We start from the raw sequence: 15,467 nt of genomic DNA on the forward strand, positions 1-15,467 counted from the left end.
GACCCCCGCGCCGTTGGCGCGCCCCCCTGACTCAGGGGGGCTCCTGATCTGCAGCAGTTGGAGGAACGGCCCCGCGAAAGCGGGGCCGTTCTGTTTCTGCCTGCTTTTCTGCGATCACTGACCCGACGCCGGCCGTCGACCTGTCAGGTGGATGACCGGCATATCCGCCGGGACCGTGAGCGCCATGGATGGCGCGATCGAGCCCCCAGGGACGGGTTTACGGCGTGTCCCGGCGGATATGCCGGTCATCCGCCCCGCGCGGTCCACCCCCCGGCGCTCGGTTATGCTCTTCACCAGTCCCCCCCCGGATCCACCGATGAGCGACACCCCCCGCATCGCTTTCCTGGCCAGCACCACCGAGCCCGCGCAGATGGCCCGCGCCGCGATGGTCTCGCGCTATGGCGATCACGCGCCGGAGCAGGCGGACGTGCTGTGCCCGCTGGGCGGCGACGGTTTCATGCTGCAGACCCTGCATCGGCACGGGCACCTGGGAAAGCCGGTGTTCGGCATGAAACTGGGCACCGTCGGCTTCCTGATGAACCAGTACCGTGGCGACGACGACGTGCAGGCGCGCATTGCCCGTGCCGAACCGGCCAACCTGCGCCCGCTGGAAATGGTGGCGCTGACCGAGTCGGGCACCAGTACCGGTTCGCTGGCCTACAACGATGTGTCGCTGCTGCGCCAGACCCGGCAGGCCGCGCATATCGGCATCGACCTCAACGGCCAGGAACGCGTGGCCGAACTGATCGGTGACGGCGTGCTGGTGGCCACCCCGGCCGGCAGCACCGCCTACAACTATTCCGCACACGGTCCTGTGCTGCCGCTGGGCTCGCATACCATCGCGCTGACGCCGTTGGCCCCGTACCGGCCGCGACGCTGGCGCGGGGCGATTCTCAAGGCCGACACCGAAGTGCGTTTCCGCGTGCTCGATCCGTACAAGCGCCCGGTCAGCGTCACAGCGGATTCGCACGAGACCCGCGACGTGGTCGAGGTGACCATCCGCGAGTCGAAGGACCGCCGCGTGACCCTGCTGTTCGACCCGGAGCACAACCTGGAAGACCGGATCCTGAGCGAACAGTTCGTTTTTTGACGACAATAGGCGGCCGGCCCCGCCGACCGCTTGAAGGACCCCCACCGATGGGCGACAACTCCCCCCGTTTGCTGACCGTCGCGGTGACCTCGCGCGCCCTGTTCGACCTCGAGGAAAGCCATGCGCTGTTCGAGAGCGATGGCGTGGCGGCCTATGCCGAATTCCAGCGCCAGCACGAGGACGATATCCTCGGGCCCGGCGTGGCCTTCCCGGTGGTGCGCAAGTTGTTGGCGCTGAACCAGGGCGCCAGCCCGGAGAATCCGCGGGTCGAGGTGATCCTGCTGTCGCGCAATTCGGCCGATACCGGCCTGCGCATCTTCAATTCGATCCAGCACTACGGCCTGGGCATCATCCGCGCGACGTTCACCGCCGGCGAGCCGACCTGGCCGTACGTGAAGCCGTTCGGTACCGACCTGTTCCTGTCGGCCAACCCGGAATCGGTGCGCAGCGCGCTGCGCCATGGCATCGCGGCGGCGACCATCCTGCCCAAGCCGCCTGGCGAAACCGCCGCCGCGGCGGCCGACCAGATCGATACCGGTCGCCCGGCCGGTCAGCTGCGCATCGCCTTCGACGGTGACGCGGTGATCTTCGGTGACGAGAGTGAGCGCATTTCGCGCGAGCAGGGCGTGGAAGCCTTTGGCCGCCACGAGCGCGAGCGCGCCCGCGAGCCGCTCAGCGGCGGGCCGTTCCGTGGCTTTCTGTCGGCGCTGCACACGCTGCAGGAAGTGTTCCCGGCTGGCGAGAGCGCGCCGATCCGTACCGCGCTGGTGACTGCGCGTTCGGCGCCGGCGCACGAGCGGGTGATCCGCACCCTGCGCGAGTGGGGCGTGCGCCTGGACGAGGCGCTGTTCCTCGGTGGCCGCCACAAGGGGCCGTTCCTGCAGGCGTTCGGCGCCGACATCTTCTTCGATGATTCGCAGCACAACATCGACAGTGCCCGAGAGCACGTAGCCGCCGGCCATGTGCCGCATGGCGTTGCCAACGAAGGATAGGGTCTGGTAATTGCCAACCTTGGTTGGCGCCGTCCTGGATCCATGCCCACCAAGGTGGGCATCTACCAGAGCGCCATGCCCCGGTAGTCGCCAACCTTGGTTGGCATTGCCGTCAGGCCACGGGTCCGGTCACGGGCTGCCCGACATCCCCAGCTGCAGGTCCACCACCCTCCAGCGCAGGCCCTGCGGTTCCAGCACCACCTTCAACGGCGGCTGGCCGGGGCCGCGATCGACATCGATCACGAAGCGGTCCAGCGCTTCGAAATGATGTTCGGCATGCTTCAGCGGCCGCGCGGGTTCGGTCGCGCCGAAGGCATCGCCGCCCTGCAGTTCATTGCGGCCGCGCTTCCACAGCACGTGACCCTGCAGCATCGCGCCGATCCCGGTCGGGGTCACCATGGTGTCCACCGCGGCACCCCCAAGCTGGTCGCCCAGCCCGTACAGCAGGGCACCGAACGGGCTGGCCGCCACATCCGGGCCGGCCTGGCGCACCAGATAGTCATTGAGCTGCGCGCGCAGGCTGCTGCGCACGCGCGGGAAATCGACGTAACGCTCCAGGCGCGCGGTGTCGCGTTGCTCAATGGCCTTGGACAGGCCATTGATGGTCATGTACGGGCCGCCGAACCACCAGGCGGCCAAGGCCAGGACCAACAGCCCAACGAGTGCGGTGAGTTTCTTCATGCCGCCCAGACTGCCGCAACCGCAGCAGCATGGGGTGAAGACTCAATGACTGGGAGATCCGCGGCCATCACCGAAGGCGTCCACCAGCTGCTGGCGTTCGGCTGCGGTCAGTGCCTCAAGCCGCGTCGCCAGTACTTCTTCCAGGCTGGCGGTGCGGGTGGTACCCAGGATGCCACTGGCCACGCCGGGATGGCCCAGGGCGTAGGCAAACGCGGTCTGGGCGGGGCGCTGGCTGCGGATGGCGGCCAGCGCCTTCCGCATGTTGCGTGCGCTGTGCATCAGTGTGCGGCTGCTCGGTTTGAGCCAGGCCCTGGCCAGGTACCAGGCATCCGCCGGTCGTGGCAGGCGCGGACGCGGTGGCAGTAGATGGCCCTGCGCCAGCACGGTGCCGGCCAGTACGCCGATGCCCACTGCGTGCAACTGGTCGATGAGGGGTTCACGGTCCTGCTGCAGGGCGTTGTAGTCCAGAAGCACCACGTCGAACAGCGTGGGATGGTCGATCATCCAGCGCAGGGTCGATGCCGTGTGCGTATTGATGCCGGTGTGCCGGATCAGCCCGCGTTCGCGCAGGCGTTGCAGCGCGGCCAGCAGGTCATCGTTGATGTCGTGCTGGCTGGCACCGTGCAGCTGGTAGATATCCAGGTAATCCAGGCCGAGGTTGCGCAGCGAGGCCTCGCAGCTGGCAGTGATGGCTGCCGGCGAGAAATTGCGTTGCTCTGCGCCGCTGACGCCGGCCTGGCCGGTCAGTGTGCCGCCCTTGCTGGAAATCACCAGCGACTCGCGCGGGTATCGCTTCAGCAACGGGCGCAGGATGCGGCCCAGCCGCGGCTCGGCGTGGAAACCGGAATAGTTGTGGCCGGTGTCCAACAGGTTCACGCCCTGTGCCAGTGCATGCTCGACCACGTGCGCGGCCGACTGTTCAGGGAAGCGGCGATGCCCCCAGAAGCCGGAGCAGCCCAGGCCCACCGGCGAAATCGGCAGGCCGGTGCGGCCCAGCGTGCGGCGTTGCTGTGCCAACGGCATCAGAATTCCAGGTCCAGCGCCGCGCACAGGTAGTCGACGAACGGGCCGAGCGCGGCCAGGTCCTTGCCCAGCGTGGACAGCAGGCGCGGGCCGGTCATGGTGGCGTCGTCCAGCGAGCGCCACATCACCCAGTTGCGGTGCTTGAGGTCATCGATGAATTCGAAGTCGGCCGGGAAGCCGCGCGGCGGCCGCACCAGCTTTTCGCTCTCCTCGAAGTCGAAGCGTTTGCGCAGGGCCGGTGCATGCGCGGCGGCCTTCCAGCTGCCGGGGTTGTCGAGGATGAAATGGCGCACGCGGCGCTGGGTCTCCGGTTCCGGATGCCACAGGCCGGCACCGACGAAGCTCTCGCCTGGCTGCAGGTGCACGTAGAACGAAGGCGCGGCCACCTCGCGGCGGCGTTCGTGGAACAGGCGCGCACCCTGCCAGGTCTTGTACGGAGATTTGTCGTTGGAGAAGCGCGCGTCGCGATGGATGCGGAACAGCGAGCCGCCGACGGCGCGGGTATCGGCGCGGAAGTGGTCGCTGACCTCGGCCAGCGCCGGCTGAAGGTCGCCCAGCAGGCGCAGGAACGGCTGCCGCACGTGGTCTTCGTACTGCTGGCGGTGGTCGTTGAACCATGCCTTGTCGTTATGCCGCGCCAGGCTGCGCAGGAACTTGAAGCTGGCGTCCGAGAAATAGGTACTCACAAGGTCTCCTGCAGGTGCTGGCCCCAGTCGCGCAGCGATTGCAGCAGGGCCTGGCGCCGCGCATCTTCGGGCGCTTCGGCGGCCAGTGCATCGAGCTGCTGCTGGTACTGGGGCAGGTTGAGTTCGCCCAGCCCGCCGTCTCCGAGCAGGCGCTGGCGGCGGTAATCCTGCCAGCGCTGGCGTTCAGCCGGTGCGAGGCTGTCGGGATGATTGCGCGCGCGGTAGCGGAACAGCAGCTCCGGCAGGCGCGGGTCGCGGAAGCGGCCTTCCAGCGCGGCCAGCTGCTCCGGCGCGGTGGTGCGTGCCAGCGCAAGCAGCGGCTTGTCGCCATTGCCGAGGAAGCCGTCGTAGAGCGAGGCATCGACATCGGCCACGGTGGCGGCGCGGGGCTGGTTGTAGACCTGCCGGGCCTTCTCGGCCAGCTGCGGGGCGAACGCGCGCAGGCGTTCCACCTTGGCCTCGATCGCGGCCACGTCCAGGCCGAGGCGCGCGTGGTCATCGGCGCGCAGGTGGTTCCAGGCGATCAGCGCGGGCACCTTGTTCAGGTGCACTTCCTTCAGCGGCACCCGCGCCACGCCTTCGGGCAGTTCGCTGGCGCGCATGTACAGGCGCTGCGCGATCACCTCGGCCGGCAGTTCCAGCAGATCGTCGATCTCGCCTTCCAGGTCGAACACGATCACCCGGTTGTTGATGGTCGGGTGCGCGGCCAGCGGCAGCACCGGGGCCGCGCATAGGCGACTGGCCGGGTAGCGCATGGAAATGTGTAGTACCGGCTTCATCGCGGCCACGTCCAGCAGGCTGCCGACGAAGCGTTTGTCGCGCAGCTTCAGCGCGTACTCCCACAGCCGTGGCTGCGACTGCTTGAACAGGCGTGCCATGCCGATGGTGGCGCGTACGTCGGACAGCGCTTCGTGCGCATCGCCTTCGCGCACGTTGTTGGCCTCGGCCAGGTGCTCGAGCTTGAACGAGGTGGCGCCATCCTCGCGCAGCGGCCACTGGATGCCGTCCGGGCGCATCGCGCGCATCAGCCGCAGCATGTCCAGCAGGTCCCAGCGCGAATTGCCGTTGCGCCACTCGCGTTCGTACGGGTCGTGGAAGTTGCGGAACAGGCCGTAGCGGACGAACTCATCGTCGAAGCGCAGCGTGTTGTAGCCCAGCGCACAGGTGCCGGGGCGCGACAGCTGCTCGTTGATGCGATCGAAGGCCTCGGCTTCGCTGATGCCCTCGGCCAGTGCATGCTGCGGGGTGATGCCGGTGACCAGGGTGGCCATCGGCGAGGGCAGCAGGTCATCGGCCGGGCGCACGAAGAAACTGACCGGCGTGTCGATTTCGTTGAGATCGACGTCGGTACGGATCGCGGCGTACTGCGAGATGCGCGTGCGCCGTGGGTCCTGGCCGAAGGTTTCCAGGTCGTAGAACAGGAAGCTGTCGGCCATCAGTGCGCGCCCTCCAGGGCCGGCAGCTGGGCGTGGATCTGTGCTTCCAGTCCGGTCCAGTCGATGTTGTCCAGTGAATCGTGACCAGCGGTGGCGGCCACCAGCATGTCGCGCTGCAGTTCGGTGCGGCGCAGCGCCTCGGCGTACGGCGTGTGCAGGAAAGTGACCATCGTGTAGTGCGGTACGAAGCGGATCGGCCAGCGCCGCTGCAGTTCCTGTTCCAGCTCGCGCTGCAGCAGGAAGGCGGGATCGGCCACGCGGTCGCGCATCTCCAGGTAGTTCTCCAGTGCCATCTGCTGGATCGCGCACGCGTTTGGCTTGCGCTCGGCTTCGAACGCGGCGAACGCGCCTTCCAGATCATCGGCCTCCATCAGGTGACGGGCCAGCGCAACGCAGTCCTCGAACGCGCAGTTCATACCCTGGCCATGGAACGGCACCATCGCATGCGCGGCGTCGCCGATCAGCACGGCGCGGCCCTGCTGGTGCCAGCGTTCCAGGGTGAGCGTGCCGAGCAGGCCCGGCGGGTGCTGCTCCCAGTCCGCGCGCAGGTTCGGGATCAACGGCAGGGTGTCGGCGAACTCGCGCGCGAACAGCGCCTCGGCCTGTGCGCCGGTGTTGACGGCGGCGAAGCTGGGGTCGCCCTGGTTGGGCAGGAACAGAGTGACGGTGAAGGTGCCTTCATGGTTGGGCAGGGCGATGCACATGTAGTGGCCGCGCGGCCAGATGTGCAGTGCATTGCGCTCGATGCGGAAGCTGCCATCGGCAGCCGGCGGGATCTCCAGCTCCTTGTAGGAGTGGTCGAGGAAGGCGATGTCCTCACCCAGCGGCGCGCGCCGGTTCATCGCCGCACGCAGTGCCGAACCGGCACCGTCGGCACCGATCAGGGTGTCGAAACGGATGTCGTGCGGGCTGTCGTCACGGTCATCGATGAAGCGTGCGTAACCCGCATCGAAATCGACGGTGTGCAGGCGGCGATGGAAGTGCACGGTGGCGCCGGCCTGTTCGGCCAGCTCCAGCAGCGTGGTGTTCAGGTCGCTGCGGTGGATCGACCAGATCACTTCGCTGTCGTCGCGGCCATAGCGCTGCAGCTGCGGTTCGCCCTCGCGCGGGTGCACCATGCGCCCGCGCATCATCACCGCGCGCGCCATCACCTCGTCCTCCACGCCCGCCTGACGCAGTGCGTTGCGCCCACGCTCGGCCAACGCCAGGTTGATCGAGCGGCCGCTCTCGTAGTCGGCCACGCGTGGATCGCCGCGGCGTTCGTACAAGGTGATGCGCCAGCCCTGGCGTGACAGCAGGATGGCCAGCAGGGACCCGGCAAGGCCGGCACCGATAATGCTCAACGAGCGGGAAGCGTGTGCGATCAACGAACTGTCCAGCAGTAGGGGAGGGGCCGGCTTAGAGGCCGGCCCAGGCTTCCACTTCCTCGACGAAGTGGTGCACGTCCAGGTAGCGGTTGTAGAGCGGGGTGGGCGAGATGCGGATCACGTCGGGCTCGCGCCAGTCGCCGAGCACACCGATGCCGCGCAGATGCTCGAACAGCGCACGGCCGCGCTCGCGGCCACCGATCACACGCAATGACAGCTGGCAGCCACGGCGCTGCGGCTCGGCCGGGGTGATGATGTCCAGCACGCCGGACAGGCGCGCACGGACCAGTGCTTCGAGCATGCCGGTCAGTGCCAGCGACTTGCTGCGCAGCGCCTCCATGCCGGCGCGCTCGAACAGGTCCAGCGAGGCGCGCAGCGGCGCCAGGCCGAGGATTGGCGGATTGCTCAGCTGCCAGCCTTCGGCACCGATGGCCGGGGTGAACTGCGGCGCCATCTGGAAGCGGGTGGATTCCTCATGGCCCCACCAGCCGGCAAAGCGCGGCAGGCTGGTGTCGCGGTGATGGCGCTCGTGGACGAAGGCGCCGGCAACCGCGCCCGGGCCGCTGTTGAGGTACTTGTAGTGGCACCACACGGCGAAATCAGGGGCCACGTCATGCAGGCGCAGCGGCAGGTTGCCGACCGAGTGTGCCAGGTCGAAGCCGATACGCGCGCCCTGCAGACGTGCGGCGCGGGTGATCGCATCGAGGTCGAAGGCCTGGCCGGTGCGGTACTGCACGCCAGGCCACAGCACCAGCGCCAGGCGTGAACCGTGCTCGGCGATGGCATGCTCGATCGCGGTCAGTGAAATCGTGCCGTTGGCCTCGTCCGGCTGCACTTCCACCAGGCACTCGGCCGGGTCGAAGCCATGGAAGCGGATCTGTGCTTCCACCGCGTGGCGATCGGTCGGGAATGCGCCGGCTTCCATCAGGATCACCGGGCGCTCGGCCGTGGGCCGGTAGAAGCTGACCATCATCAGGTGCAGGTTCACGCTCAGCGTGTTCATTGCAACTACCTCGCTGGGCAGCGCACCGACCACGCGGGCCAGCTGCGCGCTCACCAGGCGGTGGTAGGACAGCCACTGCGTCGGGCCGGTGAAGTGGCCTTCCACCGCCAGCTCGCCCCACTGCTTCATCACTTCCTGCACGGCCGCCTGCGCGCCACGCGGCTGCAGGCCCAACGAGTTGCCGACGAAGTAGGTCTGCTCGCCGCCGCCATGGCGCGGAATCAGGAATTCATTGCGCAGCGGGCGCAGCGGATCGGCGGCGTCCAGGGCAATGGCGTGGGTGCGGCTGAGCAGGTCGGACATGGTCGGGCAACAGGCTGCAACGGGACCGCCAGTGTAGCGCCTGGGCCAGGGCCCGGTAGCAGCCGACCCTGCACCAGCGCCGCATGACCCGGTTGTCGCCAACCTTGGTTGGCGCACGTACAAGCAAGCGCCCACCAAGGTGGGCATCTACCAGAGCGGGGGCGAGCATGCGCCCACCAGGGTGGGCGACTACCGTTCGAGGCTCAGCCGACCGCTGGCGCCGGCAGCGGGTCCACGTGCCCGCACTCGCTGCAGGTACGCAGTTCCAGGCTGGCGTGATAGCGCGCAAACACCTTGGGCAGGTCGGTTTCGATGTTCTGCAGCGGGAAATACTCTTCGTGCAGCTTGTGGTTGCAGCGCTCGCAGTGCCAGATCACGCCGTCCATCTCGTGCGGCAGGCGCTTGCGCTCGACCACCAGACCGATACCACCGGGCGGGCGCCGCGGCGAGTGCGGCACCTTTGCCGGCAGCAGGAAGATCTCGCCGGCGCGGATCGGAATGTCGCGCACTGCGCCGTCTTCCTGCACCTTCAGCACCATCTCGCCTTCGAGCTGGTAGAACCACTCGGGGCCTTCGTCGTAGTGGAAGTCGGTACGAGAGTTTGGCCCGCCCACCACCATCACGATGAAGTCGCCGTTGTCGATCATCTTGTTGCCCACCGGCGGCTTCAGCAGGTGGCGGTTTTCTTCGATCCAGGCGTGCAGGTTGATCGGCGAAGCGAGCATGGTGGTCATCCGTAAGGGATCAGTCGCGCTTGCCCTTGCGCGGGACGTAGGACAGGGCCTTTTCATAGGCGGGCTGCAGCTCTTCCTGCGAACCGACGTCGATGCCCATCTCGCGCACGCGTCCGTCCTTCAGGCTGTAGACCCAGCCGTGCACCATCAGCTTCTGGCCGCGGGCCCAGGCGTCCTGCACGATGGTCGAGCGGCACAGGTTGGCCACCTGCTCGATCACGTTCAGTTCGCACAGGCGTGCGTGCTTGAGCTCGTCGGTCTCGATCGCATCAAGGATGCCGGTGTGCTTCTGCATCACGTCGCCAACGTGGCGCAGCCAGTTGTCGGCCAGGCCGACGCGGGTGTTGTGCAGGCAGGCATGCACGCCGCCGCAGCCGTAGTGGCCGACGATCAGGATGTGCTTCACTTTCAGCTGGTCCACCGCGTACTGCACCACGCTCAGGCAGTTCAGATCGGTGTGGGCGACCACGTTGGCGACGTTGCGGTGCACGAACACTTCACCCGGGGCCATGCCGATGATCTGGTTGGCCGGCACGCGCGAATCGGAACAGCCGATCCACAGGTATTCGGGGTGCTGCTGCTTGGCGAGCTGGTGGAAGAACTCGGGGTCTTCCTTCTCGATGCGGTCGGCCCAGTCGCGGTTGTTCTGCAGCAGTTTGTGGATGTCTTTCATGTATGGGTCCCTGGCGTCGGGTGGGGGCGCGCCGCAACCATCCGGCTGCGGCGCTGCGGGAATCTGGGGCGTTCAGTCGCTGCGGGCGGCCTGTTCGCGGTGCCAGCGCATCCACTGCGCCAACTCGGTGGAATAGGGGGTGCCCAGTTGTTCCAGTTCGGCGATCACCGCGCGCTGGTTCGCATCGGGATGGTTCTGGCTCAGCTTGAGCTTCAGCTGCACCTGTTCGACCTGGAAACGGAAGCCGACGATGGCGCGCAGCTCCGGGCCATGTTCGGCACGCGTGGCATCGAACTGCCAGGCCTGGCCGACACTCGCTTCGAAGCGGTCGCTGATCGCGCCGACCAGTTCGGCCAGCGCCTCGGTATCGTCGAAGGTCTGCAGCTGGCCACGCAGCTCGGCGGCGGCGTAGTTCCAGGTGGGTACCCGCGCAGCGGGTTCCTTGTCCGGATACCAGCTGGCCGAGACGTAGCCATGCGGACCATCGATCAGTACCTTGGCCGCGCCGCGGTGGCGCGACTGCGGGTTGGCGCGCGCCCAGTGGCCGCGCAGTTCGATCTGGTCGCCGTCACGCCGGTACAGCACCGGCATCCGGGTCAGCTCCGGCAGGCCATCGCTGCCGGGCGTGAGCACGGTAACGAACGGGTCGCGCGCCAGCAGGCGGTCCAGCCAGAGCAGATCGGTCTCGGCGAAGGCGCGCGGGGTGAACATGCAGGGGTCAGGCGCGCCCGCCCAGCGACTGGATCATGCGGCCGCGCAGGCCCTCATCGCTGTCGGCCTGCGGCGGCTGCACTTCGCGCAGGCTGAAGCCGCGCACCAGCGCGTCTTCCTCGTCCAGGCCGTCGTACTCGACGAATTCGGCGTCGAACAGCTGCGAACGCGCGGTGTCTTCGCTGTCATAGCTCAGCGTGTTGCCATCGCTGTCGAGCACTTCGGCGGTGCCGGCCGGGCGCACGCGCAGGCGCGCCCAGATCAGGGTGTTGCCGAGGCTGGCCAGCCACCAGCTGTCGCGCGAGGCGGTGATGTCATTCATGGATGTGTTACCAGAGCGAGGCCAGCCAGAGCAGGGCGGCCATGCCCAGTCCGGCCAGCAGGGTCAGCAGCGATACCCAGGCCGGCGTCGCCAGCCCGGACAGCGAGCGGTCCGGCTGCTGGCGATAGTCACGGCGCAGCAGCCAGGCCAGGGCATCGGGCTTGAGGAAGGCACCGCTGCCGAAGCGCTCGGCGAGCGCCGGATGGCGATCGCGTACGTGCACCAGGGTCAGCGGCCAGAAGATCACGAAGGCACTGAACCCGGCCACTGCAACGCCGACGAAACAGAGGGCGAAGAACAGGGTCATGGGAGCGGTACCTCCGTGGTCGTGTGGGGCTTAGAAGTCCGCGCTGCCCGGGGCGCGCGGGTAGGGGATCGCATCGCGGATGTTGGACAGCCCGCAGACGTACACCACCAGGCGTTCGAAGCCCAGGCCGAAGCCGGCGTGCGGCACCGAACCATAGCGGCGGAAGTCGCGATACCAGCTGTAGTGCTCACGATCCAGGCCGAACTGGGCCATGCGCGCGTCCAGCACGTCCAGGCGCTCTTCGCGCTGGCTGCCGCCGATGATCTCGCCGATGCCCGGGGCCAGCACGTCCATCGCGGCAACGGTCTTGCCGTCGTCGTTCAGGCGCATGTAGAAGGCCTTGATGTGCTCCGGATAGTTGGTCACCACCACCGGGCGGCCGACGTGTTCTTCGGTCAGCCAGCGCTCGTGCTCGGTCTGCAGGTCCAGGCCCCATTCGACCGGGAAGTCGAACTTCTTGCCGGACTTCTGCAGCAGGCTGACCGCATCGGTGTAGTCGATGCGCTCGAACGGCGCATTGATGAAGTCTTCCAGCTTGGTGATCGCGTTCTTGTCCACGCGCTCGGCGATGAAGGCCAGGTCGTCGCCACGCTCGTTCAGCACCGCGCGGAACAGGTACTTCAGGAACTCTTCGGCTAGGCGAGCGTCTTCGGCCAGGTCGGCGAAGGCGATTTCCGGTTCGATCATCCAGAACTCCGCCAGATGGCGGGTGGTGTGGCTGTTTTCGGCGCGGAAGGTCGGGCCGAAGGTGTAGACCTTGCTCAGCGCCAGGCAGTAGGCCTCGACGTTCAGCTGGCCGGACACGGTCAGGAAGGTTTCCTTGCCGAAGAAGTCGCGGCTGAAATCGATCGCGCCCTTCTCGTCACGCGGCAGGTTCACCATGTCCAGGGTGGACACGCGGAACATCTGGCCGGCGCCCTCGGCGTCGGAGGTGGTGATGATCGGGGTGCTGATCCAGTTGAAGCCGTTCTCGTGGAAGAAACGGTGCACGGCCTGGGCCAGGCAGTTGCGGATGCGGGTGACCGCGCCGAACAGGTTGGTGCGCGGGCGCAGGTGCGCCACTTCGCGCAGGAACTCCGGCGACATCGGCTTGGGCTGGATCGGGTAGGTGAGCGGGTCTTCGACCCAGCCGACCACTTCCAGCGTGCTGGCCTGGATCTCGAACGACTGGCCCTTGCCCTGCGACTTCACCAGGGTGCCGGTGGCGATGACCGAGCAGCCGCTGGTCAGGCGCTTGATCTCGTCGAAGTTGGCCAGGCTGTCGCCGGCCACGACCTGGATCGGCGCGAAGCAGGAGCCGTCGCTCACATTCACGAAGGCCAGATTCGCTGAACCGCGCACCGTGCGCACCCATCCGCGTACCGTGACTTCGCCGCCTTCCGGGATCTTCCCGGCAAGCGCATGTTCAACGCTGACCACCGTCATGACTTGAATCCTCTGCTGATCGACTCGATCTGTGAACACGGGAGTTTACCGGTTGCAGCGCTCTGCTTGCGAGGCATTTTTCGTGGCAACGGCTCCTTATAATGTCCCCGTACCTCTGGAGTAGCCCCATGGCCGTCAGCCTGACCCCCATTGCCTTCGAGCGCGTGCAGCGCTTTGTCGCCCAGACCCCCGGCGCGCTGGGTCTGCGTTTCGGCGTGACCAAGACCGGTTGCTCGGGCTGGGGTCACATCACCGACCTGGCCCGCGACGAGCGCGAGGGCGACACCGTGTTCGACCAGGACGGCGTGAAGATCTACGTCGACGCCAAGAGCCTGGCGCTGGTGGACGGCACCGTGATCGACTTCGGCAAGCACGGCCTGAGCGAAACGTTCACGTTCAGCAACCCGAACGCCACCGCCGAGTGTGGCTGCGGCGAGAGCTTCACCACCGACGCCGACAAGGCCTGAGGGCTGGTTCTGGCGTCCGCCGGGCATGGCCGGGCGCTGGTAGATGCCGACCTTGGTCGGCAGGGAAGGGATCCACGGATGGAACGACCGCTTTTCATTTATCACCCCAACGCCTACGCCCTCTCCTTCGAAGTGGTCGACGGGGTCTGCGACTGCTGCGGTCAGCCGCGCACACTGCGCTACCGGGGGCCGTTCTACTCCGTTCTGAGCCCCGATTACCTGTGCCCCTGGTGTATCGCCGATGGCAGGGCAGCGGCCAGTTACGAGGGTGAATTCACCGGCTGGAGCGATATCGAAGGGGTATCCCCGGATCCGGCCGATCCGCCGCCGACCATCGCCCGTGAGCTGCTGCTGGAGATCTGCGAGCGCACCCCGGGCTACTCGTCCTGGCAGCAGTCGGTCTGGCTCAGCCATTGTGAGCGGCCCTGCGCCTTCCTCGGTTACGCCGGTAGCGAGGACCTCCAGCCCATCCTCGACGAGGTCCGGCCCGACGTGGTCGAGGTCAATCCGCGCGACGCCGACTGGGTGCTTGAACACCTGAGCCGGGACGGGGAGATGATTGGCTGCCTGTTCCAGTGCCTGGAATGCGGCCAGCACCGCCTTCATGTGGATCTGGGGTAGCCCGGTTCAGGTTGCCCTGTGGCCCGCCGGTTGCCCGGCCACCCCATCTGCGCCATAATGCGCGGCTTCCTGCCTTCCTGGCGGGAATCCTTGCCCCACCGCGGTCTCAACGGCGGGGGGCTGTCCGGCCGCAAGGCCACATCCGAAAGGTAGAAAAAACATGAGTCGTCATTACGAAATCGTGTTCATGGTCCACCCGGACCAGAGCGAGCAGGTCCCGGCCATGATCGAGCGCTACAAGTCGCTGGTCGAGAACGGCAACGGCACCATCCACCGTCTGGAAGACTGGGGCCGCCGCCAGCTGGCGTACCCGATCCAGAACCTGGTGAAGGCCCACTACGTGCTGATGAACATCGAAGCCGACCAGGCCGTTCTGAACGAACTGACCGAAAGCTTCCGCTTCAACGACGCCGTGCTGCGCAACCTGGTCATCAAGCGTGACGAGGCTGACACCGAGCAGTCGCTGATCATGAAGAGCAAGGACGAGAAGGGTGACAAGCCGGAGCGCGGTGAGCGCCGTCGTCGTGACGACGAAGAAGGCGAGTCCACCACCACCGCTGACAACGAAGCCGGCGACGACGCCGCTTCCGCCGCCTAAGGAGCCTTCCCATGTCCAAGTTCTTCCGTCGCCGCAAGTTCTGCAAGTTCACGGCTGAAGGTGTGAAGGAGATCGACTACAAGGATCTCAACACCCTGCGCCAGTACCTGACCGAGAACGGCAAGATCGTGCCGAGCCGCGTCACCGGTACCAAGTCGAAGTACCAGCGTCAGCTGGCGACCGCCGTCAAGCGCGCTCGCTTCCTGGCCCTGATCCCGTACACCGACAACCACGACGTCTGATGCCCGGCGGGGCGGCCCGGTGCCGCCCCCGCTGTGCCAGCTATTCGGACAGCCTTTGTTGCGGGGCATCGCCTCGCTAACGAATAACTCATCTGGAGCAATACCATGCAGCTGATCCTCCTGCAGAAAGTCACCAACCTCGGCAACCTGGGCGACCTGGTCGACGTGAAGCCGGGCTACGGCCGTAACTTCCTCGTGCCGCAGGGCAAGGCCGTTCCGGCCACCGAGAGCAACAAGGCCGAGTTCGAAGCCAAGCGCGCCGAATACGAAGCCAAGGCCCAGGCCATCCACGCCGACGCTGACGCCCGCAAGGCCAAGCTGGAAGGCGCGAGCGTGACCATCCCGGCCAACGCTTCGACCGAAGGCAAGCTGTACGGCTCGGTCGGCGCCCGCGAAATCGCCGATGCCTTCACCGCTGCCGGCCTGCCGGTCAGCAAGAGCGAAGTCATCCTGGGCGAAGGCGCCTTCCGCAACATCGGCGAATACGACGTGCTGGTCCACCTGCACGCTGACGTCGAGACCACCGTCAAGGTCGTCGTCGTCGCCGAAGCCTGATCCCACGCCGCAAGGCCTGGAATCACCGCAGAACGGGCGCCCGCAAGGGTGCCCGTTTTGTTTTATGGCTCCGTTTCGTGGCGTCGGGCCACGTCCGGCCGACGGGGTGGGGCTGGACAATGTTCCACGCCCATTCGTAGAACACGGCCACATCGGTATACTCAGGGCGTCACACCCGTTCCACGGGCATCGATCCCAGCAGGATCAATGACTTGGAGGGTAAACGCAGGC

19 protein-coding genes are annotated in these 15,467 nt (G+C 66.9%); 7 read left to right on the forward strand and 12 right to left on the reverse strand.

Features of this window, described 5'->3' with window-relative positions; genetic code table 11:
- Positions 1–316 precede the first annotated feature (316 nt).
- A complete protein-coding gene (locus R1L06_RS13175) occupies positions 317–1,090 on the forward strand; it encodes an NAD kinase (RefSeq protein WP_006376667.1) in 774 nt (257 codons plus the stop codon).
- Positions 1,091–1,137: 47 nt separating this feature from the next.
- Positions 1,138–2,082 (forward strand): 5'-nucleotidase, encoded by a 945-nt coding sequence (locus R1L06_RS13180; protein ID WP_005410242.1) that lies wholly within the window; start codon positions 1,138–1,140, stop codon positions 2,080–2,082.
- Between the two features lie 129 nt (positions 2,083–2,211).
- On the opposite strand, the gene R1L06_RS13185 is transcribed toward R1L06_RS13180, so the two are convergent.
- The 12 genes from R1L06_RS13185 to asnS all read right to left on the reverse strand — a co-directional run bounded on the left by R1L06_RS13185 (position 2,212) and on the right by asnS (position 12,753).
- Positions 2,212–2,763, reverse strand: coding sequence for a DUF2939 domain-containing protein (locus R1L06_RS13185; protein WP_317217912.1), 552 nt, complete (start codon positions 2,761–2,763; stop codon positions 2,212–2,214).
- A 42-nt stretch (positions 2,764–2,805) separates the two neighbouring features.
- Positions 2,806–3,786: an aldo/keto reductase gene (locus R1L06_RS13190; protein ID WP_317217913.1), complete on the reverse strand. Its 981-nt coding sequence runs from the start codon at positions 3,784–3,786 to the stop codon at positions 2,806–2,808.
- The gene (locus R1L06_RS13195; protein WP_317217914.1) at positions 3,786–4,472 is read right to left on the reverse strand and encodes a DUF2461 domain-containing protein; all 687 of its coding nucleotides are present in this window, start codon (positions 4,470–4,472) and stop codon (positions 3,786–3,788) included. Before R1L06_RS13195 ends, R1L06_RS13190 begins: the two co-directional genes overlap by 1 nt.
- Positions 4,469–5,908, reverse strand: coding sequence for an exodeoxyribonuclease I (gene sbcB, locus R1L06_RS13200; RefSeq protein ID WP_317217915.1), 1,440 nt, complete (start codon positions 5,906–5,908; stop codon positions 4,469–4,471). The genes R1L06_RS13195 and sbcB overlap by 4 nt, the downstream gene beginning before the upstream one ends.
- A complete protein-coding gene (locus R1L06_RS13205; protein WP_317217916.1) occupies positions 5,908–7,275 on the reverse strand; it encodes an FAD-dependent oxidoreductase in 1,368 nt (455 codons plus the stop codon). The genes sbcB and R1L06_RS13205 overlap by 1 nt, the downstream gene beginning before the upstream one ends.
- A gap of 31 nt (positions 7,276–7,306) precedes the next feature.
- The gene (kynU, locus tag R1L06_RS13210) at positions 7,307–8,581 is read right to left on the reverse strand and encodes a kynureninase (protein ID WP_032127677.1); all 1,275 of its coding nucleotides are present in this window, start codon (positions 8,579–8,581) and stop codon (positions 7,307–7,309) included.
- Positions 8,582–8,784: 203 nt separating this feature from the next.
- On the reverse strand, positions 8,785–9,306 hold the full coding sequence (locus tag R1L06_RS13215; protein ID WP_032127723.1) for a 3-hydroxyanthranilate 3,4-dioxygenase: 522 nt from the start codon (positions 9,304–9,306) through the stop codon (positions 8,785–8,787).
- A gap of 19 nt (positions 9,307–9,325) precedes the next feature.
- Positions 9,326–9,988, reverse strand: coding sequence for a carbonate dehydratase (gene can, locus R1L06_RS13220; protein WP_014037740.1), 663 nt, complete (start codon positions 9,986–9,988; stop codon positions 9,326–9,328).
- Positions 9,989–10,060: 72 nt separating this feature from the next.
- On the reverse strand, positions 10,061–10,699 hold the full coding sequence (locus tag R1L06_RS13225) for an FMN-binding negative transcriptional regulator (RefSeq protein ID WP_317217917.1): 639 nt from the start codon (positions 10,697–10,699) through the stop codon (positions 10,061–10,063).
- A 7-nt stretch (positions 10,700–10,706) separates the two neighbouring features.
- Complete coding sequence (locus R1L06_RS13230) at positions 10,707–11,021, reverse strand: hypothetical protein (protein ID WP_149909398.1); 315 nt, start codon at positions 11,019–11,021, stop codon at positions 10,707–10,709.
- A 7-nt stretch (positions 11,022–11,028) separates the two neighbouring features.
- Complete coding sequence (locus R1L06_RS13235; protein ID WP_005417403.1) at positions 11,029–11,328, reverse strand: hypothetical protein; 300 nt, start codon at positions 11,326–11,328, stop codon at positions 11,029–11,031.
- 30 nt (positions 11,329–11,358) lie between these two features.
- Positions 11,359–12,753 (reverse strand): asparagine--tRNA ligase, encoded by a 1,395-nt coding sequence (gene asnS / locus R1L06_RS13240; RefSeq protein WP_049400203.1) that lies wholly within the window; start codon positions 12,751–12,753, stop codon positions 11,359–11,361.
- 128 nt (positions 12,754–12,881) lie between these two features.
- Between asnS and R1L06_RS13245 the strand changes: the two genes are divergently transcribed.
- The 5 genes from R1L06_RS13245 (at position 12,882) to rplI (ending at position 15,236) form a co-directional block, all read left to right on the forward strand.
- Positions 12,882–13,220: a HesB/IscA family protein gene (locus tag R1L06_RS13245; RefSeq protein ID WP_006376495.1), complete on the forward strand. Its 339-nt coding sequence runs from the start codon at positions 12,882–12,884 to the stop codon at positions 13,218–13,220.
- A gap of 78 nt (positions 13,221–13,298) precedes the next feature.
- A complete protein-coding gene (locus tag R1L06_RS13250) occupies positions 13,299–13,841 on the forward strand; it encodes a CbrC family protein (RefSeq protein WP_317217918.1) in 543 nt (180 codons plus the stop codon).
- Positions 13,842–14,001: 160 nt separating this feature from the next.
- On the forward strand, positions 14,002–14,439 hold the full coding sequence (gene rpsF / locus R1L06_RS13255; RefSeq protein WP_006452997.1) for a 30S ribosomal protein S6: 438 nt from the start codon (positions 14,002–14,004) through the stop codon (positions 14,437–14,439).
- An 11-nt stretch (positions 14,440–14,450) separates the two neighbouring features.
- The gene (gene rpsR, locus R1L06_RS13260; protein ID WP_002804494.1) at positions 14,451–14,681 is read left to right on the forward strand and encodes a 30S ribosomal protein S18; all 231 of its coding nucleotides are present in this window, start codon (positions 14,451–14,453) and stop codon (positions 14,679–14,681) included.
- A 105-nt stretch (positions 14,682–14,786) separates the two neighbouring features.
- Positions 14,787–15,236, forward strand: coding sequence for a 50S ribosomal protein L9 (rplI, locus tag R1L06_RS13265; RefSeq protein WP_014037734.1), 450 nt, complete (start codon positions 14,787–14,789; stop codon positions 15,234–15,236).
- The last annotated feature ends 231 nt before the right edge of the window (positions 15,237–15,467 follow it).

Origin of the sequence: Stenotrophomonas mexicanensis (genome assembly GCF_032911605.1) — a bacterium.
GTDB classification, from domain to species: domain Bacteria; phylum Pseudomonadota; class Gammaproteobacteria; order Xanthomonadales; family Xanthomonadaceae; genus Stenotrophomonas; species Stenotrophomonas maltophilia_A.